This is a genomic window from Paenibacillus sp. FSL P2-0089, from assembly GCF_038595095.1.
In the GTDB taxonomy this organism is placed as follows: domain Bacteria; phylum Bacillota; class Bacilli; order Paenibacillales; family Paenibacillaceae; genus Paenibacillus_AQ; species Paenibacillus_AQ silagei.
In genome coordinates this window covers 4,743,670-4,767,254 of record NZ_CP152006.1, presented here as the reverse complement: position 1 = coordinate 4,767,254, position 23,585 = coordinate 4,743,670, and the positions used below count along the sequence as shown (strand labels likewise).

General features: G+C 51.9%; 24 protein-coding genes. 16 read left to right on the top strand and 8 right to left on the bottom strand.

All coding sequences use genetic code 11. The features are described from left to right. Positions 1-35: 35 nt before the first annotated feature. The 3 genes from recN (at position 36) to spo0A (ending at position 4,027) form a co-directional block, all read left to right on the top strand. The gene (gene recN, locus NST69_RS20105) at positions 36-1,763 is read left to right on the top strand and encodes a DNA repair protein RecN (RefSeq protein WP_340951479.1); all 1,728 of its coding nucleotides are present in this window, start codon (positions 36-38) and stop codon (positions 1,761-1,763) included. Between the two features lie 138 nt (positions 1,764-1,901). Further along, the gene (gene spoIVB, locus NST69_RS20100) at positions 1,902-3,011 is read left to right on the top strand and encodes a SpoIVB peptidase (protein ID WP_081751394.1); all 1,110 of its coding nucleotides are present in this window, start codon (positions 1,902-1,904) and stop codon (positions 3,009-3,011) included. 197 nt (positions 3,012-3,208) lie between these two features. Beyond that, the gene (gene spo0A, locus NST69_RS20095; protein WP_036731960.1) at positions 3,209-4,027 is read left to right on the top strand and encodes a sporulation transcription factor Spo0A; all 819 of its coding nucleotides are present in this window, start codon (positions 3,209-3,211) and stop codon (positions 4,025-4,027) included. A gap of 1,185 nt (positions 4,028-5,212) precedes the next feature. Here the strand turns inward: spo0A and NST69_RS20090 are convergent. Beyond that, entirely contained in the window at positions 5,213-5,584 is a 372-nt protein-coding gene (locus tag NST69_RS20090) for a hypothetical protein (RefSeq protein WP_036731966.1), read from the bottom strand. A 237-nt stretch (positions 5,585-5,821) separates the two neighbouring features. Here NST69_RS20090 and NST69_RS20085 point away from each other — a divergent pair, with 237 nt between their 5' ends. Continuing rightward, positions 5,822-6,481: a helix-turn-helix transcriptional regulator gene (locus NST69_RS20085; RefSeq protein WP_036731967.1), complete on the top strand. Its 660-nt coding sequence runs from the start codon at positions 5,822-5,824 to the stop codon at positions 6,479-6,481. A 119-nt stretch (positions 6,482-6,600) separates the two neighbouring features. Continuing rightward, entirely contained in the window at positions 6,601-6,909 is a 309-nt protein-coding gene (locus tag NST69_RS20080; protein ID WP_036698353.1) for a hypothetical protein, read from the top strand. A gap of 100 nt (positions 6,910-7,009) precedes the next feature. On the opposite strand, the gene NST69_RS20075 is transcribed toward NST69_RS20080, so the two are convergent. The 4 genes from NST69_RS20075 to NST69_RS20060 all read right to left on the bottom strand — a co-directional run bounded on the left by NST69_RS20075 (position 7,010) and on the right by NST69_RS20060 (position 9,075). Then, positions 7,010-7,183, bottom strand: a complete 174-nt coding sequence (locus NST69_RS20075) for a sporulation histidine kinase inhibitor Sda (RefSeq protein WP_081751395.1) — start codon at positions 7,181-7,183, stop codon at positions 7,010-7,012. 244 nt (positions 7,184-7,427) lie between these two features. Beyond that, positions 7,428-7,757, bottom strand: a complete 330-nt coding sequence (locus tag NST69_RS20070; RefSeq protein WP_339249509.1) for a LytTR family DNA-binding domain-containing protein — start codon at positions 7,755-7,757, stop codon at positions 7,428-7,430. A gap of 137 nt (positions 7,758-7,894) precedes the next feature. Further along, the gene (locus NST69_RS20065; RefSeq protein ID WP_340951486.1) at positions 7,895-8,422 is read right to left on the bottom strand and encodes an accessory gene regulator B family protein; all 528 of its coding nucleotides are present in this window, start codon (positions 8,420-8,422) and stop codon (positions 7,895-7,897) included. Further along, a complete protein-coding gene (locus NST69_RS20060; RefSeq protein ID WP_339249505.1) occupies positions 8,419-9,075 on the bottom strand; it encodes a hypothetical protein in 657 nt (218 codons plus the stop codon). The genes NST69_RS20065 and NST69_RS20060 overlap by 4 nt, the downstream gene beginning before the upstream one ends. Positions 9,076-9,212: 137 nt before the next feature. Here NST69_RS20060 and NST69_RS20055 point away from each other — a divergent pair, with 137 nt between their 5' ends. Both NST69_RS20055 and NST69_RS20050 read left to right on the top strand, forming a co-directional pair. Next, positions 9,213-9,731 (top strand): DinB family protein, encoded by a 519-nt coding sequence (locus tag NST69_RS20055; RefSeq protein WP_340951488.1) that lies wholly within the window; start codon positions 9,213-9,215, stop codon positions 9,729-9,731. Between the two features lie 15 nt (positions 9,732-9,746). Further along, positions 9,747-10,001 carry a hypothetical protein gene (locus NST69_RS20050; protein WP_340951491.1) on the top strand — a complete coding sequence of 85 codons (255 nt, stop codon included), beginning with the start codon at positions 9,747-9,749 and terminating at the stop codon, positions 9,999-10,001. 73 nt (positions 10,002-10,074) lie between these two features. On the opposite strand, the gene NST69_RS20045 is transcribed toward NST69_RS20050, so the two are convergent. After that, positions 10,075-10,644: a thymidine kinase gene (locus NST69_RS20045; protein ID WP_340951493.1), complete on the bottom strand. Its 570-nt coding sequence runs from the start codon at positions 10,642-10,644 to the stop codon at positions 10,075-10,077. Between the two features lie 182 nt (positions 10,645-10,826). On the opposite strand from NST69_RS20045, the gene NST69_RS20040 reads away from it, so the two are divergent. From NST69_RS20040 to NST69_RS20030, 3 genes are read left to right on the top strand one after another with little or no spacing between them, the layout of a single operon-like run. After that, on the top strand, positions 10,827-11,036 hold the full coding sequence (locus NST69_RS20040) for a hypothetical protein (protein ID WP_209871124.1): 210 nt from the start codon (positions 10,827-10,829) through the stop codon (positions 11,034-11,036). 18 nt (positions 11,037-11,054) lie between these two features. Next, entirely contained in the window at positions 11,055-12,797 is a 1,743-nt protein-coding gene (locus NST69_RS20035) for an ABC transporter ATP-binding protein (protein WP_342546972.1), read from the top strand. After that, on the top strand, positions 12,778-14,625 hold the full coding sequence (locus tag NST69_RS20030; RefSeq protein ID WP_036731990.1) for an ABC transporter ATP-binding protein: 1,848 nt from the start codon (positions 12,778-12,780) through the stop codon (positions 14,623-14,625). Before NST69_RS20035 ends, NST69_RS20030 begins: the two co-directional genes overlap by 20 nt. A gap of 794 nt (positions 14,626-15,419) precedes the next feature. Here the strand turns inward: NST69_RS20030 and NST69_RS20025 are convergent. Continuing rightward, positions 15,420-15,725, bottom strand: coding sequence for a DUF2627 domain-containing protein (locus tag NST69_RS20025; protein ID WP_342546971.1), 306 nt, complete (start codon positions 15,723-15,725; stop codon positions 15,420-15,422). A gap of 167 nt (positions 15,726-15,892) precedes the next feature. On the opposite strand from NST69_RS20025, the gene lpdA reads away from it, so the two are divergent. The 5 genes from lpdA to lipB all read left to right on the top strand — a co-directional run bounded on the left by lpdA (position 15,893) and on the right by lipB (position 22,216). After that, entirely contained in the window at positions 15,893-17,314 is a 1,422-nt protein-coding gene (gene lpdA, locus NST69_RS20020; protein WP_340951503.1) for a dihydrolipoyl dehydrogenase, read from the top strand. Between the two features lie 297 nt (positions 17,315-17,611). Further along, positions 17,612-18,643 carry a thiamine pyrophosphate-dependent dehydrogenase E1 component subunit alpha gene (locus NST69_RS20015; protein WP_036731999.1) on the top strand — a complete coding sequence of 344 codons (1,032 nt, stop codon included), beginning with the start codon at positions 17,612-17,614 and terminating at the stop codon, positions 18,641-18,643. A 3-nt stretch (positions 18,644-18,646) separates the two neighbouring features. Continuing rightward, the gene (locus NST69_RS20010; protein WP_340951506.1) at positions 18,647-19,633 is read left to right on the top strand and encodes an alpha-ketoacid dehydrogenase subunit beta; all 987 of its coding nucleotides are present in this window, start codon (positions 18,647-18,649) and stop codon (positions 19,631-19,633) included. 368 nt (positions 19,634-20,001) lie between these two features. After that, positions 20,002-21,441, top strand: a complete 1,440-nt coding sequence (locus NST69_RS20005; RefSeq protein WP_340951508.1) for a dihydrolipoamide acetyltransferase family protein — start codon at positions 20,002-20,004, stop codon at positions 21,439-21,441. A gap of 61 nt (positions 21,442-21,502) precedes the next feature. Further along, positions 21,503-22,216 (top strand): lipoyl(octanoyl) transferase LipB, encoded by a 714-nt coding sequence (gene lipB / locus NST69_RS20000; protein ID WP_051478634.1) that lies wholly within the window; start codon positions 21,503-21,505, stop codon positions 22,214-22,216. A gap of 12 nt (positions 22,217-22,228) precedes the next feature. Here lipB and prli42 read toward each other — a convergent pair whose 3' ends face one another. Continuing rightward, positions 22,229-22,330 carry a stressosome-associated protein Prli42 gene (gene prli42, locus NST69_RS19995; protein WP_155991680.1) on the bottom strand — a complete coding sequence of 34 codons (102 nt, stop codon included), beginning with the start codon at positions 22,328-22,330 and terminating at the stop codon, positions 22,229-22,231. 99 nt (positions 22,331-22,429) lie between these two features. Between prli42 and NST69_RS19990 the strand changes: the two genes are divergently transcribed. Further along, positions 22,430-23,557: a M20/M25/M40 family metallo-hydrolase gene (locus NST69_RS19990; protein ID WP_340951510.1), complete on the top strand. Its 1,128-nt coding sequence runs from the start codon at positions 22,430-22,432 to the stop codon at positions 23,555-23,557. Positions 23,558-23,585 lie beyond the last annotated feature (28 nt).

Genomic DNA, 23,585 nt, shown 5'->3' with positions numbered 1-23,585 from the left:
AGACAGGCAATCATCATGTCGGAGGTGCTGTATTCGTGTTAGAGACATTGTCTATACGCAATCTGGCCGTGGTTGAGGCGGTGGATGTGCATTTTTATCCGGGGTTCCATGTCCTTACAGGGGAGACCGGTGCCGGAAAATCAATTATCATCGACGCGCTCGCACTCATTGCCGGGGGACGCGGTTCCGCTGACTCCATCCGGTATGGGTGTGAGAAGGCCGAAATGGAAGCGCTTTTCAGCCTGCCGGGAAGTCACCCGGTCTGGGATACGCTGGAGCGGCTGGGCATCGGGGCAGAACGTGAGGAGCATCTGGTCATCCGCCGGGAAATCACCTCCCAGGGCAAGAGTACTTCGCGCGTGAACGGCCAGATGGTCAATCTGAGCATGCTGCGCGAAATCGGGGAGCAGCTGGTCAATATTCATGGACAGCATGAGCATCAGAACCTTTTGAAGGCTGAACGTCACTTGGGTCTGCTGGATACCTATGGGGAGGCGGTAATCGGACCGCTCAAAGCGGATTATCAGGATAAATATACAGCCTTCGCTAAAGTGGAAAAAGAACTCCGGGAACTTCAGGAATCCAGCCAAAAGGCGTATCAGATGCTGGATTTGTACCGTTTTCAGCTGGAGGAAATTTCTGCTGCGGGACTAAAACCGGGAGAAGATGAATTACTTGCCGAAGAACGGGTAAAACTATCCCACAGTGAGAAAATGATGGATTCAGTATCCGGCGCATACGAGCTGCTGTATGACAGGCAAGGGCTGGAGTCCATTGGCAATGTAATCTCCAGGCTTGAAGATGCGGTGCGGTATGACGAGAAGGGTCTGCGGGCAGTCTTCGAGCAATTGCAGTCGGCTTATTACCAGCTGGAGGATGCGGCGTTTCAGCTGCGCGACTACCGTGAAGAGATCGAATTCAATCCGGCACGGCTGGAGGATATTGAGAACCGGCTGGATCTGATCACCGGACTGCAGCGCAAATACGGGGATAGCGTGGAGCAGATTCTGGAGTATTATCAGCAGATTGAGCGGGAGACGGATCTTCTGGAGAATAAGGACGAATATATTGAGAAATTAACGGCCAAACGCGATGGCCTGCTTCATATCTTAATGGAGTCAGCTGAAGCGCTGAGCGGAGCGCGGCGGCAGTGCGCAACTGAGCTTGCTTCACAGGTCGAAGGGGAGTTGAAGGATCTGCAGATGGAGCGGACCTCCCTCCAGGTGAAGATGGAGACGCTAGAAGATCCGCGCGGTATGGAGTATCAGGGACGGCGGTACCGTCTGACCCGGCAGGGGATCGACAGTGCTGAATTCATGATCTCCCCGAATCCCGGCGAGCCGCTGCGTCCGCTGGGCAAGATCGCCTCAGGCGGAGAGCTGTCACGGATCATGCTGGCGATGAAGAGTATTTTTGCGCGGCATGATGCGATTCCTGTCCTTATCTTCGATGAGGTGGATACCGGGGTCAGCGGACGGGCGGCCCAGTCCATCGCGGACAAGCTGTATAAGCTGTCCTCCACCTGCCAGGTATTCTCCATTACCCACCTGCCGCAGGTGGCCTGTATGGCAGATCATCAATATCTGATTGCCAAAAAAGTCGAAGACGGACGCACGATGACTGAGGTGGACTCGCTCTCGGCCGAAGGCCGCGTAATGGAGCTGGCCCGAATGCTGGGCGGTGTGGAAATTACCGAAAAAACATTGCATCACGCGCAGGAGATGCTGGGTCTGGCCGAGGCCAGCAAGGCAGCTGCAAGCTAAGCGGGACAATGATTGACAGTAATAAAAGCCTGAGGGCAAGGTTATCTTATAGGTACGCAATTGGCGACCACCTTTTTCGTCAAGCGAAAGAAGCAAAAGGGAGTGTGACAGCCATTGAAGCCTAACCTCAGGAAGTTAATGCCCGGCCTTTTATTTGCCTTCTTTCTCAGTTTATCAGGCATAACGGGACCCTCACAGATCCACGCAGCACCGCTTGAACATCAGCCGCTTAGGGCGGTACAGGGAACCGAGAGTGAACTTAAGGTCATCCCCGGAGGTCAGACGATTGGCGTGAAGGTGAAGTCGGCAGGCGTGCTGGTGGTAGGTCATCATCTGATTGAAGTATCGGAGCAGTCCAAGATTTCACCAGGCGAGAACAGCGGCATCCTGCCCGGCGATCTGATGATCTCCATTAACGGGGTGAAGCTGGACGAGGTATCGAAGGTAGCAAGGCTGGTCGAGCAAGCCGGCCGGAGCAATGATTCCTTAAGCATCGTCTACAAACGCGGCGGTAAAGAGCACACAGCTCAGCTAAAGCCCGCTTATGACCGCACAGACAAGGTGTGGCGGCTCGGGCTCTACATCCGGGATTCCGCAGCAGGTGTAGGGACCCTCACTTTCTACGCCCCGAAGCAGGGTGTGTACGGGGCCCTTGGGCATGTCATCACCGACATGAACACAGGTACGCCGATTGTGGTCGGCAGCGGCCATATCGTGCAGTCCAGCGTCACTTCAATCTCCAAGAGCCAGGATGGCGATCCTGGGGAGAAACGGGCCCATTTTCTGAAGGAAAGCCAGGTTCTCGGGAATGTGGAGAGCAACACGGATTTCGGAATATTCGGTAAAATGACCCGTAATCCTGAGCACAGCCTATATCAGGAGCCGATTCCGGTGGCCATGAGCACTGAAGTGAAGGAAGGACCGGCGCAAATTCTTACCGTTGTCGATGGTCAGCAGGTCGAACGCTTCAACGTAGAGATCATCCATGTGGCCCGTCAGCAGACCCCTGCTACTAAGGGTATGGTGCTGCGCATCACCGACCCGCGTCTGCTTGATAAGACCGGAGGGATTGTCCAGGGAATGAGCGGCAGCCCGATTGTCCAGAACGGCCGTCTAATCGGTGCAGTGACCCATGTGTTCGTCAATGATCCCAAGTCAGGGTATGGCTGCTTCATTGAGTGGATGCTCAGGGACTCCGGTGTGGTTCAACAGGATCAGGAGCCTCAATACAATCTTAAGGCGGTTTAGCCTTAAGATTTTTTTGTCGAAGGGCAGCGATTATCCTCGAAACGTGAAACAAAATATTTAATTATAAATCAACACCGAAAAAAAATAAAGAAAAATAATTTTCGACAGAAGGATATTCAAACCTGATGTCGAAAGTTATAGGGAGAGAAGATGATCATTATTTTCTGAATAGCAGATATATAAGGAGGAAGTAGCCAGTGCAGAATATTGAAGTGTTGTTGGCCGATGATAACAGGGAGTTCACGAACTTGCTCGCCGAGTACATTACTGAACAAGAAGATATGACCGTAACAGGCATTGCCTATAATGGGGAAGAGGTACTACAGATGCTCAGCGGAGCACGTAAGATCCCTGATGTCCTTATTCTTGATATCATTATGCCGCATCTGGACGGCCTCGGCGTGCTGGAACGCCTGCGTGATATGGATCTGAACCCGCAGCCCAAGATCATTATGCTGACCGCTTTTGGCCAGGAGAATATTACGCAGAGAGCCGTTCAGCTTGGCGCCTCTTATTATATTCTGAAACCGTTTGACATGGAGGTTCTGGCGAACCGTGTGCGCCAGCTGGTTGGCACGCAGGGCAGTATGAGCACTTCCGGAAGCATGTCCGGCTATTCTTCTTCCAGATCTTCCAGTAATGTGGTTCCGCTGTCCAAGGGCAAGAACCTGGATGCGAATATTACCTCAATCATTCATGAAATCGGCGTCCCTGCGCATATCAAAGGCTATCAGTACCTGCGTGAAGCCATCACCATGGTCTATAACAACATTGAGATCCTTGGTGCCATCACCAAGACGCTGTATCCGGCTATAGCCGAGAAATTCAAGACCACGCCTTCCCGTGTAGAACGCGCCATCCGCCATGCGATTGAAGTCGCCTGGACCCGTGGCAACATCGACAGCATCTCCCACCTGTTCGGCTATACCATTAATATCTCCAAATCCAAGCCAACTAACTCGGAATTTATTGCCATGGTAGCGGATAAGCTGCGCATTGAGCATAAGGTGTCTTGAAAGGGTTAGGGGCTGGATATGTGAAGGGTTAAGTAGTCTAGAGCCTAAAAATACCGGAATAGCATAATAATAAATACCACTTGCTAATGGGAAATTGTATTCCCCAATAGCAAGTGGTATTTTGTTTTACTACACCCAAGTAGTTTGTATGCGAAAAACCGAATACAATTTATACTGCTGCGATGATGTATGGGCCTAATGCTTCACAGCCCGTAACATTGTAGAGAAATCCTGCAAGAAGTGCAGCAATGTTGCCCAATAGAATCGACCGATGCTGAAATCCTGCATGAAATGCAACAAAGCCAGCGCTAACTTGCTCTAAACAACGGAATTACTGCAAATAATGCAACAATGCACCGTGGCCATTAATATTTTTAAGTGTAATCCTGCAAAATGTGCAACAATCAGGCTCCATACAAGCGGTCGGTGAGAAAAAACTCTCAGAATTGGAGACAGATAGGCGGGAGCACCCGTCATGAAAGGAAGGTACCCACATCCTTACCCGTTAGAGTGTTGTTCTTGTATGTTCTCTCGTTTAGGATGAGCCCGAGACAGTCCCCATTGATTAACAGCCGCGTCTGGATCATGACTTGCGTGTGAGTCTGAAAACACCAGTTACAAGCGCATACATACATTGCAACGAAGGCAATAAAGATACTTAGCCATTCATTAGACTGTACGACAAATAGGTAGTAAATCAAGTCACTCCTTCATGGAGTGGCTTTTTTTAGTTTATAATGAAGGGATAAGCAAAGGAGGTGGGAGAAATCATAGCGCAGATTCTTTTAGGGATCTGGATGCTCACACAAGCGGCTTGTCACTTTTTTGGACTTGATGTGTTCCTTCGGCAATCCGTTAGGGATAGTTTGAGTAAGGAGGAGCGGGCCTCTTTTCAAAGAGGGATGGTCCTGCCCTATCTCATATTAGGGATGACTTTTATTGGAATGGGGATTGTTGAGCGTAAGGCGGTCCTGTCCATGCCGCTTTTCCTGGGACTCTATATTATATTGTGTGCGGCGTCCTTGACCGGGGTATTAAGGAATAACAAAAAGCACCTGGGTCATTACATGTGGTGAATCTATAGGCGCTAGTTACCGGAATGGCTGCTACTGTTATGTAAAAGAAACCGACCAAGCCATTGCTTGGTCGGTTTTGTTATAAATATAAGCTTATATTTCATATACCTTAATTAACGGACTGGTTGCCCAGACTGCTCAGGTAAGCATCGGCTTCTTGATATGTAGGATAATGCACGGCGAATTTGCCGAACAGTCTTTTCATTTGCATTTTCCAGACCGGGGAGTCTGCAACGTATACCCAGCCGCCTACTCCTGCTTCTACCGCGCGGTCACCGGTGGGAGCGAGCATTGCGGCTACTTCAGGAGAGAGCACGGTTGGGGAACCGGTCACATCAGTTACTCCGGTAAAGCCTGGCTTCAGCTGCTTCAGAGCATTTTCAAAATCTGCTATGTAGGCGGGTACGTCACTCTCAGTCAGGCCGTAGGCTCTGACGATCACCTGGTTTTTTGCAAGATTGACTTCCATTGTGTAAGACATGAACATTCCTCCAGTTGTGGTATTAAGTTTACATTAGGTTATATCGGATAAGATTGGGGTCTATTTGAGAGAATAAGGAAAACGGATTAGAATGGTTCTCATTTATGGGAATTAACCCCATATATTAAGGGGATATGGAGGGTTTTACGCTTCTCGCCTAAAGAATTTACACAAACAATTGTTATTATGAAACACAAATTGTTGTCTTGTGTTATGATATAGGTAGAGGTGGCTCTTATGAACGATTTCGATAATTACCCCGATGAGCTGGGGAATTTCATCCGGCACTTCAGGAAGGCCCGGGGGTTAACCCTCAGGGGGCTGGAAGAGAAGAGCGGCATCAGTTATTCACAGCTCAGCAAGATTGAACGGGGAGAGAGTATCCCGCTTAAGGATAACCTGGATAAGATCATTGAAGCACTCGGAGGGGATCTCAAGAACCGGATGTATCATTTGGCCGACTATATGCCTGATATTGAGTACATCAAGACGCTGAAGCAGGGCTACAAGCTGCCTAAGCATAATCAGTCCCAGGACTACATTTACGAGACGGCGTTCAACAAGCTGAAGGAATTCCGGGCGAAGGAAGACAAAGAAACGTCATATGTTTCCTTTGATTCTGACGAGGTCATCGTTTATGAGACGGAATATGGGGCAGGAATGGTTATAGAGAAGATCGAGAAGTACAACCTGACCGATGTGCTTAACGATATATTCGAGGGAAGTCTGGACAGTCTCCGCAGGCAGCCGCGCCAAGGGCGTCAGGCATACTTATTCGGAGAATGGCTGCGTGAAGGTATCTTCGAGCTGAAGGAAGAGGAACAGGATCAGGTCATTCAGGCCTTGAAGGAATTCACCCAGTTCAAAGTACAACAGATCAAGGGCGTGTACAAGTAAAGAAGGGCCCGGCTTAGCGTGCTTGCAAAATGAATAATGTTGCCCTTTCTTGCAGCCATCTATTCATCTTGATCCATAAACAAACTACAAATGGTTAGACAGAAAAGGGGATAAGAATCATGAGAATCAATATGAAGTTCACCAGCAAAGGGAAAGCGGCTATCGAGAATTTCAACAACGAAGAGCTGTTGGAGATTTTTGCAAGATACATCAAGACACTGACCAAAAAATACGATATTGAAGTAGATGTGCCGCTTGAAGTGAATCAGAATATCGTTGCCGATGGAACTGTCATTGCTATGGCCCAGAACGTCAAATGTGATGCCGAGACCTTCTTCAAGGAGCTGGGACGCGATATCAAGGTTCCCCTCAAGAAGCGGCTCGGCGGGAAGCTGGAGAATGTGTTCAAGACCGAAATCATCGAGTAGGCGTAAGCTTGTTGCTCACCAAAAACCATCCCCGCACATTGTGGAGGATGGTTTTTTGGCATCTGTGGAGGTATATCCTATGGGTGGAGAGCTTCGCATTCTAATGATGTTGGGTACCTGAAAGATTCCGCGTGGTGAGAACATTCCTGATAATCTGGATAAAATCCGGTGAAGCCTTGGCTTCCAGCGCCAATTCGTAGATGTTCATTAATTGTTCGTTAGACAATAGCTCAAGTGATGAGGGGCGCGGAGAAGGATGAAAGTAAGTATCCATTGTATTCCTCCATCATGGTTGAGAGTAGTGGAAAAGATAATTAAGATATTAATGAAATGCTTCTATGTAAATGGTACCATCTGGAATATAATCCGTCTGCTGTCATTCGCCCTCTGAATTTTACTTTACATAAGTTGGATAATATGTGATAATGATTGATTTTGTTTTTATTAGCCATATATGACTACAAAAAAGCAGCGAACCTATAAAAAGGATCGCTGCTCTCTTTACATTCTACGGTGAATTAATCATCGAATTCGCGATTAGTCAAGTATTTCTTAATTCTGGATTCGTTGGACTCCGATACATGGGCAAACTGTTTTCCTTGATTAAACAGAACGATCTTACGCTCCGAATCATAAGCTTCAATGTTGCTTAGACTCACTACATTACTGCGATCTAGCCGTTCGAACCCTTCATCCCTATAAGCTGATAAGAGATCGGAAAGAGTGGTGGGGAAAACAAATTCGCCTTCTTTCGTATGGACGAATATTGTATTTTTATAATTAGAGAAATACAATATATCTTCTTCCAGGATATCGCGGGAAGAACCGTCATTTAGTAGAACACGCATGTATTCCCCATCCTTGTATGATTACTTACGCAGTTCTTGAGGAGCTTCAGGGCTGTGCAGACTAATCTTCATAACGGAAACAAAGAAGCGTGCGGAAGATTCTAACGCTTTTGAAACGTATTTAGCTGTCATGGCTTTCATAATTTCAACCTCCTTTTCCAGGGTAATACGGTTAATGATTGAACAAAAAAAGCCAGTCCTAAAACCGATGAGCCAATAAAAAAATTACATGCTACTAGAAAAATAGAGATAACTTTTAAATGAGGAAACCAATGATATGGAATTCGGGCATTTTTATCTGGATTAGGGGCAAAAAAGCACATTATAATAAAGCTAATCATGTTGAAAGCCATCAGAAGAAAAGAGCCCGTTAAAATAAAAAAGTAAGGGGTAAGCACACAAAGCAGGGTGGTCACTATATTGCATGCAGTAGCTGTTCTTAAATGAAATCCGCCAGAAAAAATTCTTAGTACGGAGAAGCTTGCGAAAAACAATAGCGTAGCTGCTGTATTGTTCAGCAACCAGCCGAAAAATAAAGAACAGGTAATAATAAGAAAAGTATTTAGAATAATATTGAGAGAGTATTGCAAGACCTCGATAGAACCTGTTTCTTCTGGATTTGCGTTCTTAATAGCCGTCGAAATTTTAAAAGCAAGAGTGTTCAATATATTCCACCACGATTTTTTTGACTTGATAAATAGAGATATCCAAATAATAGAAAACCATAAAATAAAGGTATAACAAAGAAAAAGTGAGGTAAATATTCAATAAGGTAAAGCATCAGTATTACTACAAGAACAGAAGGGATACACAAAGCAAATAATATTTTATCACTTTTGCTAATTGTAACTCTTCCCTCAGGTTTATCAGGAATGAAATCAAAGCCTTTTCTTTTTACGCCTATATTGTAAGCAACAATGAATGCTCCTGCAGAAGTTAAAATCTGCAAAATATATATCCCTATAGATATGGAAGGGAATTTCAGTTCATATATACCGGTACTATTTATAAATAAATATAGAACTGATTGAATTAACATATATGCTTGATAAGCAACGCCTGTTACAATAACAGCAAAAAATATATGAATCCTGAACAAAAGCCAAATAAATAGGAAAGTTAAAGTATACTGGAGAAAAACGTCTATTTTAGAGAGCCCATAATTATTACGAAGGGTGTAAGAAATGAATGCCATAATTAAGCCTGCAAACACAATTTCTTTTGGATAAATGTCGAGTTTGAAAATTTTAAATGCCAGATAGAATAAGGCAGAACTCTCTAAAACTGAAAACACCATATAAAGCACAAAATCCAGCATGCTTACACTCCCGGGAAATAGATTAACAAATCTGTAATCCTGGTGATATTATACATAATAGGCTAAGATACAACAACAGGTTTTGACACAATCCGGCAAATATTTCTTGAAAATTGGTTTGGAGAGGGGTTTTTACCATGAATCAGCGTCCTGCGCAAGGAGAGTATACCGAATTTCAGTCCAGATATATTACACTGGTGCCGCCGGAAGGAGCACTGGGCGTTATTCTAAGAGAGCAGACTCAGGAGGTACTGGCTCTGCTCGGCGGGCTGACAGAGGAGCAAGGGGCCTACCGCTATGCCCCCGGGAAGTGGAGTATCAAGGAAATGCTAGGGCATCTGACGGATAATGACCGCATTATGTCTTACCGCTTGCTTTGTTTTGCGAGGGGAGAACAGGCGCCGCTGCCGGGCTATGAAGAGAATGATTATGCGGCTGCCGGGGCGTTCGACCGCTTCACGCTGCAAGAGATGATTGCGCATTACCGGATCGTCCGGGAGTCCACCCTGGCGCTGGTAGACAGTCTGGTGGATAATGATTATACCCGTACAGGCAGCTCCAATGGCATTGCGATGTCGGTTAGAGCGCAGATTGCTCTGATCATCGGACATGAACGGCATCATCTGCGGGTTCTTCATGAACGTTATCTGAACTAAAGGGAGGAGACGCATGTGGGCTTGCTTAGAGGTATCTGGCATGTCTTCGTCCCGAGGGAGCGCACATTAGTGTACACCACGTTCGATCAGGGACAATATCTCCGGGTCAAAAGCCGCCTTGCAGCAGCTGGCATCCCGCACCGTTCCCGGATTAATGGCGGAATGAGAGAGACCACACGGCGTGCTGACTTCGGCGGGAAGGCTACGATCCAGCATGATCTGTTCGTCCGCAAGGAGGATGAGCACAGGGCGCTTCAAGCGGTTCAATAGACTGGAACACAAAAAAACGCATTCTGGCCTGTTGAGGGCTGGAGTGCGTTTTAATGTTCTGTTTTAGGGTATTTTACAATGGAGGATTCTTGTGGCATTTACGGCAGACCGGGTAATAGGCTTCATTGCCGCCGATCTGGATCTGTTTGCCGCTGTATACCGGCTTGCCGTTCTCGACCCGCAGCGCCATGGTGGCTTTCCGTGCGCAGAACCAGCAGATGGTCTTCATTTCTTCGATCTTGTCGGCGTAGATCAGCATATATTTGCTGCCTTCGAACAGATTGTTCTGGAAATCATTTTTGAGGCCGAAGGCCATCACCGGAATGTCAAGCTCATCCACAATACGCACCAGCTGCAGGATGCAGTCCTTGCTCAGGAATTGGCACTCGTCTATCAGTACACAGTGCGGCTTCGGCAGACTGCAGCTGACAATGCTGTAGATATCGGTCTGCTCGTCGATAGGAATAGCCTGCTTGCGCAGTCCGATCCGGGAGGAGATGTATCCCACTTCATCCCGGTTATCAATGGAAGGTGTGAAGAGGAGCACCGACTTGCCCTGCTCTTCATAATTATGTGCAACCTTGAGAATCTCAATGGATTTGCCGCTGTTCATAGCTCCATACCTGAAAAATAATTGTGCCACGTCCATCTATCCTTTCACTGTTGAGCTAATCTGCAACACGACCCAAAAATCGACCTTTCTAGAGTATCATACTCGGGGCCGGAGTAGCCAGTGCAAACATTGCTTCCGCCCGGGATGTGCTATAATGAACGCAATTGTGTCTTCAGCAGGAGAATATAGTGAACAGAAGGGAAGTTAGTCAGGTGACAGAGAAATTGGAGCAATATAAGGAACGGATTAATGCGCTGCGGGAGAAGGGGGAGCTCATCCCCGATACGGAGAATTTACTGGAAGACATGCTGGCCGAGCTCACCGAGCTGAACCGCAGCAACAAGGCACTGCGCCGGGTCATTTTGAAGTCGGGACAAGGCTCTGCCATGTCTACCCGCCTGCGGGATGCGCTCTACGAATAAGCAAATGGGGTATCTTCGATGAAGCTAATGTTGACTTTTCTTAAAAAATACCGGGTCGCCGCTATTGCCGCGCTGGTCATGATGCTGATTGAGCTGGCCGTGGAGCTGTCGCAGCCGCTGCTGATCTCCAAAATCATTGATGACGGTATCCGGCAACAGGACACGGCTGTCGTCTGGCTGTGGGGCGGTGTACTGGTAGGGAGTGCCGCTGTGGCGTTTCTGGCGGGAATACTCAGCTCCTTTTTTGCGTCGCATGTCAGTCAGGGGTTCGCATTCGACCTGCGTGACAAGCTGTATGAAAAGGTACAGTCGTTCTCTTACGATATTTTTAGCCGCTTCCCTACCTCATCTCTGATCACCCGCCTTACCGGGGATGTAACACAAATTCAGGATACGATATTCATGGGGCTACGGTTCATGACCCGTATTCCGCTGGTTGTGATTGGAAGCGTGATTATGGCGCTTGTGGTACATATCAAGCTGGGGCTGCTGCTGACCGTGACGCTGCCGTTTTTGGTGATTTTCATGATCTGGCTGATGCGCAGAGCGTCCGAGCTGTTCCGCAATGTGCAGAGCCGGCTCGACGGCGTGAATGGTGTGATTCAGGAGAATTTGACCGGTATCCGGCTGATTCGTGTATTTGTGCGGATGGGCCATGAGATCGGGCGGTTCGCAACGTTCAGCGGAGAGCTGATGAGATCGACTATTGCTGCGCTGCGGCTTACCGAGACCTCAACCCCGTTCATTATGATCATCGTCAACGCCGGTATTCTGGCCGTGTTATGGTTTGGGCGGATAGAGATCTCTACAGGGGATGCGACGCTGGGGCAGACAGTTGCTGTCATTAACTACTCGCTGCGGACGATGGGAGCGCTGTCAGCGCTATCCTGGATTATGGTCAGCTTCTCCCGCGCACGGGCGTCTTCGGGACGGGTCACTGAAGTGATGGCGGCAAGCGATGGCCCGGGCGAGCTGGGTATGACTTCTGGAAAAGGTCTTGCGTCAGCTGTTCAAGGCAAGGTGGAATTCCAGCGGGTCAGCTTCAGCTATCCCGACAGTGATATTAAGGTGCTTGACGATATCTCCTTCACGGTGCAGCCGGGGGAACGCGTGGCGATTATGGGCGCGACCGGCTCAGGCAAATCCTCTCTGGTAACGCTGATTCCCAGGCTGTATGAATGCGGCAGCGGGAGCATCCTGGTGGACGGACAGAAGCATACGGAGATGGATATGCAGACCTTACGGGGCTCGATTGGCTATGTACCTCAGGAGGTGCTGCTATTCACCGGCTCGATCCGGGAGAATATAGCCTGGGGAAATGCAGCGGCGAGTCAGGCAGAGATTGAGCAGGCAGCAGCGGCAGCGCAGATTCATGACACAGTTGCCGGGCTGCCGCAGGGCTACGATACTGCCCTTGGGCAACGCGGAGTTAATCTGTCGGGCGGGCAGAAGCAGCGTCTGAGCATTGCACGGGCGCTGGTGCGCAGACCGGCGATCCTGATTCTGGATGACAGCACCAGTGCGCTTGATGCGGTGACGGAGGGGCTTTTGCTGGCAGAGCTGAAGAAGTTGTCCTGCACGACCTTCCTGATCACACAGAAAATTAGCTCCACTGCTTCGGCGGATCTAATTCTGCTGCTGGACGAAGGCCGGCTCATTGCGCAGGGGACCCATTCCGAACTAATGGATGAGTCCGCGCTGTACCGCAAAATCTATCAATCGCAGACAGGGGAGGGGCAGCATGTTCAAAGCACTCATTGAGCCGTTCCGCTATCCGAAGCTGGAAGTAGGCCACGGTGAAGCCAAGGTCTTCGGGGCGATGGGCAGCCGGAAGCCGAAGGCGAAGGCCAAGAACTGGTCTGGCACATTAGGACGTATATGGACTTATCTCGCTGAACGCCGGACAAAGCTGCTACTGGTGCTGTTCATGGTTCTACTAAGCTCAGCTTTGTCGCTCCTTGGACCCTACCTGATCAGCCGGGCAGTGGACGACTATCTGGGCGGGGAGGGCGGAAGAACGTGGGGCCTCTTCCTGCTGGTGCTGGCGCTCGTCTACCTGCTGAATTCCCTGGTCTCCTGGCTGCAAAATGTCTGGATGATCGAAGTGGCCCAGGAGACGGTCTACCGGATGCGGACGGATCTGTTCTCACACCTGCACCGCCTGCCGATCTCCTTCTTCAACCGCAGGCAGCAGGGAGAGATTATGAGCCGTCTGACCAATGATATCGAGAATATCAGCTCGACGCTGAACAGCTCGGCGATTCAGATTTTTTCCAGTATCCTGACGCTGGTGGGAACGGTTGGCGTAATGCTATGGCTCAGTCCGCTCTTGACGCTGCTAACCTTCATTGTGGTGCCGCTGATGATGCTGGGGATGCGCTGGATCACCCGGCGGACCGGCCCGCTGTTCAAGGAGCGGCAGCGGAATATGGGTGAGCTGAACGGGTTCATCGAAGAGACCTTGTCTGGACAGCGGATTATCAAAGCCTTCTCGCAGGAGGAGCGGGTAATTACCGGCTTCAGAGAGCGCAATACACGGATTATGCTGTCGGGGTATTGGGCGCAATCGATTTCGGGCTTCATTCCTAAGCTGATGAATGGTCTGAACAATCTGAGCTTTGCCATCGTGGCCGGAGTCGGGGGGCTGCTTGCAATCCGCGGGCTGGTGACGGTGGGGATTATTATCGCTTTTGCCGAATATGCCCGCCAGTTCACCCGGCCGCTGAATGATCTGGCGAACCAATGGAACACGCTGCTGTCGGCGATCGCCGGTGCGGAGCGCGTCTTCGAGGTGTTGGATGAAGAGACCGAGGCCCGGGATGAGGGCGCGGCGGTGAAGCTTGCGCATGTTGAGGGCGCTGTGAAGTTCTCGGAGGTCTCCTTCTCCTATGATGGGGGGGCAGATACGCTGCAGGATATTTCATTTGAAGCGAAGCCCGGTGAGATGATTGCGCTGGTCGGACCTACCGGTGCTGGCAAAACGACGCTAATCGGCCTGCTGTCCCGCTTCTACGATCCGAGCCGGGGCAGCATTACGCTGGACGGGCGGGAGCTGTCAACGGTCACCCGTGAGAGTCTGCGCAGCCATATGGCCTTCGTCCTCCAGGACTCCTTCCTGTTCAAAGGTACGATCCGCGATAATATCCGCTACGGCCGGCTGGATGCAACCGATGAAGAGGTGGAGGAGGCTGCGAAGCTGGCCAATGCCCATGCCTTCATCATGAGACTCCAGGACGGCTACGACCGGATGCTGTCTGTGGACGGCAGCGGTATCAGCCAGGGACAGAAGCAGCTCTTGGCTATTGCCCGGGCAATTTTGGCGAATCCGTCTATGCTGGTGCTGGATGAGGCGACGAGCAGCATCGATACGGTGACCGAGATCAAAATTCAGGAAGGGCTCCAGGCGCTGATGCGCGGCCGGACCAGCTTCGTGATCGCCCACCGGCTGGGCACGATCCGCGCAGCCGACCGCATCCTGGTGCTTGAGGGCGGACGCCTGCTTCAGCAGGGTTCGCATGAGGAGCTGCTCCGGCAGGGCGGCCTCTATAGTCAGCTGGTGCGGGGAAGTAAGGACGCGGCCGGGGAGTAAGGATGAGAGATGGTTGAGGCATGAGTGAGGCATGGTGAGGGTGAAGCACGGGAAGTGTAACGCTGATGCTGGCGCTGATGCTCACGCTAATGCTGATGCTCACGCTAATGCTCACACTTGCGTTGAAGGCTGTACGTAGAGGCTACGGCGGTGGAATTGGTAAGGTAACTGTATTTTGTGCAGTAGAAATCTGATTTTTGAGTGGAAAATGGTATTCTACTGTATTTGGTACATTAGATTTTGCTGATTTGAGCAGAAAAGTGGGGGTTGTTCGAATTCTACTGTACGAAGTGCAATAGCTTCTGAATTCTGCTGGAGATTACCCTTTTCTGTTGTACATTGTGCAATTGTGCTGTTCGTAAGCTCTAATATCGTATCACATACCTGTGAACCGTATCTCTTATCTCGCGGATAGTTGTATTTCGTGCAGCTATAATGCTGCGGATTAACGAATAAGCTGGCATAGATGTATTCCGTACAACTAAGATCAGGCACATTAGTCTTTAAACGCAATGTAGAGATTTATAAGTGTACGAAGTGCAGCTAAACCTCACAATGGGCCTGATCCGAGCATTTTAGTTGTACAAAATGCACTTAGCACTTGAGTAACAGGCACGTAATGCTTGAACGATAGACTCGTAGCGCACTCTCACAGAGTACAGCGTGCTGTTCACGCGGTGTCTGGCGTGGATCGGGAGTCCTCCAGTTAAAAGTTCGATAGCTACTAACAAGGGGATGCCTCAGCAGCCGGTTCGTTCATGGCTTGAGGCATCCCCTGTTTCAATGGAATATAATTAGGAGCGGGCTTCGGAGGAAGGGGGCTGCTGTGCTTGCTGCTTCTCCCGGAAGCGGGGGCCAACGTAGTTTTTTTTGCGGTCACGGGCCAGAATCCAACCGCCGAGGAAGGTCATGCCCGCCAAGAATAAAAGCAGGCCGCCGCCGAAATGCAGCCACGCGAACACCGGAACGACCGAGTCGTCTCCATGCATCGCGAAATAGTTGAACAGATCATCTTTCATCATCAGGAAGCCCGTCATCGCCAGGAGGCCGGGGATCACCAGAATAAGGATGGCAATGAAGCGTGAAATCAGCAGTTTCATCACAGTCGCTCCTCTTCGCAGCCGTTTGAATTCACCCATATGATAACGCTTTAACCTGCAAAAGTCCATGAATACATGACGTTTATAAGTTTTGAATTACTCCCGAAAGAGAGTACAATATAATAGATTGAACTGAATTCAAGAGGAATGACTGGAGGATACATATCATGACAATGACCTGTGATGTGGCGATACTTGGGGGAGGCACCGGCGGTTATGTGGCAGCGATCCGCGCTGCGCAGCTGGGCAAATCCGTTGTCGTTATTGAAATGGACAAGCTGGGCGGAACCTGCCTGCACCGCGGCTGTATTCCCAGCAAATCACTGCTGCGCAGTGCAGAGGTATTGGCTGAAATCAACGAGAGCGAAAGCTACGGTATAGAGACTACGGGCACCAAGCTGGTGTTCCCCAAAGTGCAGCAGCGCAAGGAAGCGGTAGTAGAGCAGCTACATCAGGGGGTGCAGTATCTGATGCGCAAGCACAAGATTCAGGTGCTAAAGGGCAAAGGCCGGATCATCGGGCCTTCGATCTTCTCCCCGCGAAGCGGTGCTGTAGCTGTAGAACTGGAGAATGGCGAGATGGAGACCGTGGTCTCCACGAATCTCATCATCGCTACCGGCTCGCGTCCGCGCATTCTGCCTGGCCTAGTGCCTGACGGCAAGGTGATTCTGAGCAGTGAAGAGGCGCTTACGCTTGAGGAGCTACCGGCCTCGATTATTATTGTGGGCGGCGGGGTAATCGGAGTGGAGTGGGCATCCATGCTGGCTGATTTCGAAGTGCAGGTGACTGTCGTCGAGGCAGCCGGGCAGCTGTTGCCGCAGGAGGATGAAGAGGTGGCCCGCGAGCTGCTGCGTCTGCTGAAGAAACGCGGAGTCCGGGTGCTCACCGGAACAACGGTGGATGCCGAGACCTGCACAGTGTCGGAGACAGGGATTACGATTGAAGCCCGCAAGGGGGAGCAGAGCCAGAGTCTGTCGGCTGATAAGCTGCTCGTATCCGTGGGACGCGTGGCGAACATCGAGAATCTCGGACTGGAAAACACAGATATCCGCTTCGATACAGGTGTCATTGCGGTAAATGCCAATATGCAGACGGGTGAGCCGCATATCTATGCGATTGGCGATTGTATCGGCGGACTGCAGCTGGCTCACGCCGCCAGCCATGAAGGCATCCGTGCGGTCAACCATCTGGCGGGCGAAGCGCTCCATCCTTATGAGACTCATCTGGTTCCCCGCTGTGTCTATACACGGCCGGAAGTGGCAAGCGTCGGTTACACAGAGAAGGAAGCGAAGGAGCTCGGCCGTGAGACGGTGACCGGCAAATTCCCGTTCTCCGCCATCGGCAAAGCCATTGTCTACGGCATGAAGGACGGCTTCGTGAAGGTGGTGGCTGACGCGAAGAACGGGGATATCCTCGGCGTGCAGATGATCGGCCCGCATGTGACCGATCTGATCGGCGAAGCGGCGCTGGCCCAGATCCTGGATGCTACACCTTGGGAGGTCGGGGAGGCTGTACATGCTCATCCGACACTGTCGGAGGTGCTGGGCGAGGCGATGCTGGCGGTGGATGGAAGAGCAATCGGATTCTAGCGTGCGATAGAGAGCTTAACAAGAAGGCCGGAGGGAGCTGAACGCGCGTAATGCGCTGATATCGCTCCATACCGGCTATATTTGTTCGGTTCCAGAGCCCTGCCTTGGCGGAGGGATTTTGGCTTTTCTTTTTGCCGCGAAAAAGATTATAATGGATTTAGTACCTGGTGATAGGATCAGGGCATATATATATTTAGTATTAGGGTCAACCCGCCTGGCGGACGCATCCTGAACCTGTTAGAGATAGCGGGGCTGGAAGCTGAGCGCCGGCAATACTTTTTAGGAGGTACCTCTTATATGGAATCCCAAGGTACTGTAGACACCGTTAACAGACATAAGCAGCTTGGACTCACAGACGGCCAGGTTATCGATATGTACAGATTCATGCAGCTCGGACGGAAATATGATGAGCGCAGTCTGCTGCTGCAGCGTGCGGGCAAGATCAATTTCCATGTATCCGGCATCGGGCAGGAGGCGGCACAGGTCGCGGCGGCATTTGCACTGGACCGGGAGAATGACTATTTCCTGCCCTATTACCGGGACTATGCGTTTGTCCTCTCTGTCGGAATGACCACGCGCGAGCTGATGCTCTCCGTCTTCGCCAAGGCGGAAGATCCCAACAGCGGCGGCCGGCAGATGCCGGGCCACTTCGGCAGCAAGCGCCTGCGGATTGTAACGGGCTCAAGCCCGGTCACGACCCAGGTTCCGCATGCGGCAGGCTTCGCGCTGGCGGCGAAGATGCAGAAGAAGAAGTTCGTCTCCTTCGTTACCTTCGGGGAAGGCTCCAGCAACCAGGGGGATTTCCATGAAGCGTGTAACTTTGCCGGTGTGAATAAGCTGCCTATGATTATTTTTTGCCAGAACAATCAGTATGCGATCTCGATTCCTGCTCACAAGCAGCTTGGCGGCAAGGTCAGCGACCGTGCGCTCGGCTACGGCTTCCCCGGCATCCGGGTGGACGGCAATGATCCGCTGGAGGTCTACCGTGTGGTGAAGGAGGCCCGGGAACGTGCGCTTGCCGGTGAAGGCCCGACCTTGATTGAAGCGATGATGTACCGCTTGTCACCGCACTCCACTTCGGACAATGATCTGGCTTACCGGACCCAGGAGGAAGTGGATGAGAACTGGAAAAAAGACGGCATCGCCGCGTTCCGCACTTATCTGACCGGACTCGGTCTATGGAGTGACGAGCAGGAGCGTGATCTGGCTGCCGAATATAATCTTGAACTGAAAGAGGCTATAACCTACGCGGAGAATGCGCCGTTCCCGAAACCGGAAGATACGCTGCTGCATGTCTACGATGAATCCGGCCTGAAGGGGGGCGCTTAAGCCATGGCGATGATGGAATATATCGATGCAATCCGGCTGGCAATGAAGGAAGAGATGGAACGTGACGAGTCGGTGTTCGTGCTGGGTGAGGATGTCGGCGTGAAGGGCGGCGTCTTCACAACGACCAAAGGCTTGCAGGAGCAGTTCGGCGCAGAACGGGTACTGGATACGCCGCTTGCGGAATCTGCTATTGCAGGGGTGGCCATCGGCGCTGCGATGTACGGCATGAAGCCGATTGCCGAGATGCAATACTCGGATTTCATGCTGCCCGCAACCAACCAGATTATTAGCGAAGCAGCCAAAATCCGCTACCGTTCCAATAATGACTGGAACTGTCCAGTCGTCATCCGTGCGCCGATCGGCGGCGGCATCTTCGGCGGGCTGTACCATTCGCAGTGCCCGGAGTCGATCTTCTTCGGCACGCCGGGGCTTAAGATTGTGGCTCCTTATTCGGCTGCAGATGCGAAGGGACTGCTCAAGGCCGCTGTCCGTGATCCTGATCCGGTGCTGTTCTTCGAGAACAAGAAATGCTACAAGCTGATCAAGGGCGATGTGCCGGAAGGCGACTACACGGTGCCGATTGGTGAAGCGAATCTGCTGCGTGAAGGCAGCGATATTACGGTGATCGGGTATAGCCTGCCGCTGCATTTTGCGATGCAGGCAGCGGAGGAGCTGGAGAAGGAGCATGGCGTCACCACGCATATCCTGGATCTGCGCACGCTCCAACCGCTTGACCGGGAAGCGATTATTGCCGCTGTCCGGCAGACCGGCAAGGTGCTGATTGTCCATGAGGACAACAAGACCGGAGGCATCGGCGCTGAAGTGGCGGCGATCATCGCCGAGCATTGTCTGTTCGACCTTGATGCCCCAATCTTCCGCCTGTGCGGACCCGATGTCCCGGCGATGCCGATCTCACCGCCGATGGAGAAATTCTTCCTGCTCAGCAAGGACAAGGTCAAGGCTGAGATGCTGCGTCTGGCGCAGTATTAAGTTCAATAATTCATCCTCCCCGGACACCGCGACCGGGACCCGAGCAAGAATGTTGCAGAAAGTGCAACTTGGATATGAAATATACAGTGAATTGGGAAGATTGCTGCACGAAATACAACAATATGTCCGCTCAGCCGCCCGAATGAAGAGAATTGCTGCGTTTTGAGCAACATTTTTGATTTTGGGCAGATTTGTATGAGCGAATGTTGTATTAAGTGCAGGATTTCATGGCTGGCTTCCGAAGCCAGTTTTGTACGAAGCAAATTCAAGAAGTCCACGCTTACAAAACTAAGCCTATGCTTCCGAAGCAGTTTTGTACGAAGCAAATTCAAGAAGTCCACGCTTACAAAACATTAAGGAGTGACATTATGTCTGACAATACAACGCTGACGGATGTAATTATGCCGCAGCTGGCTGAATCGCTGGTGTCAGCGACTATCGGGAAGTGGCTGAAGCAGCCGGGTGATTCGATAGAGCAATATGAGCCGATCTGCGAGCTGATCACGGATAAGGTGAACGCGGAGCTGCCTGCAACGGTAGACGGCACCATGGCCGAGCTGCTGGCCGAAGAGGGCCAGACGGTCAGCGTCGGCGAGATCATCGCCCGCATCGCAGTGGCTGGCTCCGCTGCGCCAGCCGCTGCGGCCCCGTCACCGGCAGCTTCCGGCGACGCCACTGCACCTGCCGCTGCCCCGTCTGCGGCATCCGGCAACGCCCCGCAGGCGGCCCACGCCGCCGCGCGGCCGCCCATGCCCGCTGCGGCTTATGACGCCGCAGCTCCAATGCGGGCCCGTTACTCTCCGGCTGTGCAGACGCTGGCCGCCGAGCACGGCATCAACCTGGCGGCCGTGCCGGGCACCGGCCTGGGCGGACGTATCACACGCAAGGATGTGCTCACGTTCCTGGAGAACGGCGCCTCCGTTCAGCCGCCGGCACCCGCAGCAGCCCCTGCAGCTGCGCCTGTACCTGACGCCGCTCCTGCACCCGCTGCGCTGCAGCCTGTGTTCCAGCCGGTACATGATGAGCATCAGCAGGTCCGTAACTCCGGCCTGCACCTTAGCGAATCACCGAAGATTCCGACGATTGAGATCGAAGGCGGACGGGGCAGCAGCTCGGAATATCTGATCGATGTTACGCCGATTCGTAATACGATCGCTACAAGAATGCGCCAGAGCGTCTCAGAGATCCCGCATGCCTGGACGATGATCGAGGTCGATGTGACCAATCTGGTGGTGCTGCGCAACAAGCTGAAGGATGAGTTCAAGCGCAAAGAGGGCATTAACCTGACCTATCTCGCTTTTCTGATGAAGGCTGTGGTCAGTGCGATCAAGGATTACCCGATCATGAACTCCGTCTGGGCCGTTGACAAAATCATCGTCAAACGCGACATCAACATCTCGCTGGCCGTAGGCACAGAGGATTCCGTGATGACGCCGGTCATCAAAAAAGCCGATCAGAAGAATGTCGCCGGGCTGGCCCGCGAGATCGACGAACTGGCACTCAAGACACGGGAGGGCAAGCTGCGCCTGGACGATATGCAGGGCGGCACGTTCACGGTGAACAACACCGGCTCGTTCGGTTCGATTCTGTCTTACCCGATTATCAACTATCCGCAGGCGGCAATTCTGACTTTTGAATCCATTGTCAAAAAGCCTGTCGTCATCAATGATATGATTGCCGTACGTTCGATGGCTAATATCTGCCTGTCGCTCGATCACCGGATTCTGGACGGAGTCATCAGCGGACGGTTCCTGCAGCGCGTGAAGGATAATGTGGAAGGCTACACCCCTGAGACGAAGCTCTACTAAGTAAGGCGGCTGCGGACCCCTGGGACAGGGAGAATGAGAAGCAAAGGGGGAACTTATGATGATGGAGAACCTGAACCTAAGCAAACTTACAGTTACCATTCTTCCGGTGATGGAGTACGGGGCGGCCTGGGAGCTGCAAAAGGAAGCGGTGCATGCGATTGACGCGGGCACTGCTTCCGAGCAGCTGATTCTTTTGCAGCATCCGCCCACATACACCATCGGTTCGCAGAATCATCCGGAGCATCTGCTCCTCAGCGGGGAACAGCTCAGGCAGCAGGGCATTGCGCTGTTTGAGATTGACCGCGGGGGAGATATTACATATCATGGGCCCGGCCAGCTGGTCGGGTACCCGCTTTTGAAGCTGGGCGAGAACGGCAAGGTTGATCTGCACGGCTATCTGCGCAAGCTGGAGTCGGTGATTATAGCGTATCTGGAGGCCTATGGCATTACGGGAACCCGCAAGCAGGGGTATACCGGGGTGTGGGTCGGTGATGAGAAAATCTGTGCAATCGGCGTAAAGTTCAATAAGTGTAAATTCCGCCGGGGGTTTGTCACCAGTCATGGCTTCGCCTTCAACGTATCGGCCGGGATCGGGCAAAGCGGCTTCACAGGCATTATCCCTTGCGGTATTGCGGAATACGGAGTGACCTCGCTTGAGGAATGCACAGGGCGCGCTTTTGACATCGGGACGGTTGCTGAAGAGCTGGTGCCTTATTTCCTGGAGCAGTTTCCGTATAGCCAAACAGCGCCCGGGGAACCGGACGCTGTTAATTAGCGCTAAGCATGATTAACCGGCCATAAACGGTTCGATGACGAACAGCACCGTAGAGGCGATCATAGCGAACAGCATGATGTAGATGATAATGCGAAACCATTTTTGTCGTTGCATGAGTGACTCCTTTGAGATTAGTTTAAGTTATGAGCATAAGCCCACAATTGAACGCAGTACAACCATTGTAACGTATCTGAGAAAGAGAGGGAAGTCCATATGATATCAGAAGACCGATTGATCCATGAGTTCATGGAGCTTGTCCAGATTGACAGTGAGACCCGGAATGAACGGCAGATTGCCGATGTGCTCAAGGAGAAGTTCAGCAGCCTGGGGCTGACTGCGGTGGAGGACGATTCGCAGGAGAGAACGGGGCACGGAGCCGGCAACCTGTTCGTCACCTGGCCTGCGGACAGCGGAGTGAGCGCGCCGAAGCTGCTGTTCACCTGCCATATGGATACCGTGGTGCCCGGCCAGAAGATCAAGCCTGCCCTGGGGGAAGACGGCTGGATTCGAAGTGATGGCAGCACCATTCTTGGAGCGGATGACAAAGCGGGACTGGCTGCCCTGTTCGAAGCAATCCGGGTCATTCAGGAGCAGAAGCTGCCGCACGGCCAGATTCAGTTCGTCATTACGGCAGGCGAAGAGTCCGGGCTGATGGGCGCACGTGCGATGGACCCGGCATATCTGGATGCAGACATGGGCTTCGCGCTGGATTCCAACGGAGAAGTGGGAGCCATCGCGATTGCAGCACCGGCACAAGCGAAGGTAACGATGCAGATCTTCGGCAAGTCCGCCCATGCAGGCGTGAACCCGGAGGATGGCATCAGCGCCATTCAGGTAGCGAGCAAAGCGATCTCGGCGATGAAGCTTGGACGGATCGATAACGAGACGACAGCGAATATCGGCAAGTTCGCCGGCGGCGGACCGACGAATGTGGTCTGCGATCATGTGCAGCTGGATGCGGAGGCCCGCAGTATTGTGCAGGAGAAGGTTGAACTGCAGATTGCCTCCATGCGGGAGGCGCTGGAGACTACCGCACGCGACCACGGCGCGCAGAGTGAATTCCGCAGCGAAATTATCTATCCGGCGTTCAGCTTTAATGGAAATGATTCGGTTGTTCAATTGGCTGACCGGGCGATCACTTCGCTGGGCCTGACTACCCGGCTGTTCGCCTCCGGCGGCGGCAGTGATGCCAATGTGTTCAACGGTCTGAACGTTCCGGTTGTGAATCTGGCGGTTGGCTACGAGGATATCCACACCACGAAGGAGCGGATCAAGGCCGCAGACATCGTCAAGGTGGCCAGCCTGGTTGTAGCCATTGTGGCCGAGAGCCAGAAGGGCTAAGCCGAATAAGAGGCTGTGCAGGGACCGG

Coding starts and splice junctions, on each gene's coding strand:
- spoIVB (WP_081751394.1), top strand. CDS start 1,902: ATGCCCGGCCTTTTATTTGCCTTCTTTCTCAGTTTATCAGGCATAACG.
- NST69_RS20090 (WP_036731966.1), bottom strand. CDS start 5,584: ATGTCTTACACAATGGAAGTCAATCTTGCAAAAAACCAGGTGATCGTC.
- NST69_RS20085 (WP_036731967.1), top strand. CDS start 5,822: ATGAACGATTTCGATAATTACCCCGATGAGCTGGGGAATTTCATCCGG.
- NST69_RS20080 (WP_036698353.1), top strand. CDS start 6,601: ATGAGAATCAATATGAAGTTCACCAGCAAAGGGAAAGCGGCTATCGAG.
- NST69_RS20075 (WP_081751395.1), bottom strand. CDS start 7,183: ATGGATACTTACTTTCATCCTTCTCCGCGCCCCTCATCACTTGAGCTA.
- NST69_RS20070 (WP_339249509.1), bottom strand. CDS start 7,757: ATGCGTGTTCTACTAAATGACGGTTCTTCCCGCGATATCCTGGAAGAA.
- NST69_RS20060 (WP_339249505.1), bottom strand. CDS start 9,075: ATGCTGGATTTTGTGCTTTATATGGTGTTTTCAGTTTTAGAGAGTTCT.
- NST69_RS20055 (WP_340951488.1), top strand. CDS start 9,213: ATGAATCAGCGTCCTGCGCAAGGAGAGTATACCGAATTTCAGTCCAGA.
- NST69_RS20035 (WP_342546972.1), top strand. CDS start 11,055: ATGAAGCTAATGTTGACTTTTCTTAAAAAATACCGGGTCGCCGCTATT.
- NST69_RS20030 (WP_036731990.1), top strand. CDS start 12,778: ATGTTCAAAGCACTCATTGAGCCGTTCCGCTATCCGAAGCTGGAAGTA.
- NST69_RS20025 (WP_342546971.1), bottom strand. CDS start 15,725: ATGAAACTGCTGATTTCACGCTTCATTGCCATCCTTATTCTGGTGATC.
- lpdA (WP_340951503.1), top strand. CDS start 15,893: ATGACAATGACCTGTGATGTGGCGATACTTGGGGGAGGCACCGGCGGT.
- NST69_RS20015 (WP_036731999.1), top strand. CDS start 17,612: ATGGAATCCCAAGGTACTGTAGACACCGTTAACAGACATAAGCAGCTT.
- NST69_RS20010 (WP_340951506.1), top strand. CDS start 18,647: ATGGCGATGATGGAATATATCGATGCAATCCGGCTGGCAATGAAGGAA.
- NST69_RS20005 (WP_340951508.1), top strand. CDS start 20,002: ATGTCTGACAATACAACGCTGACGGATGTAATTATGCCGCAGCTGGCT.
- lipB (WP_051478634.1), top strand. CDS start 21,503: ATGGAGAACCTGAACCTAAGCAAACTTACAGTTACCATTCTTCCGGTG.
- prli42 (WP_155991680.1), bottom strand. CDS start 22,330: ATGCAACGACAAAAATGGTTTCGCATTATCATCTACATCATGCTGTTC.
- NST69_RS19990 (WP_340951510.1), top strand. CDS start 22,430: ATGATATCAGAAGACCGATTGATCCATGAGTTCATGGAGCTTGTCCAG.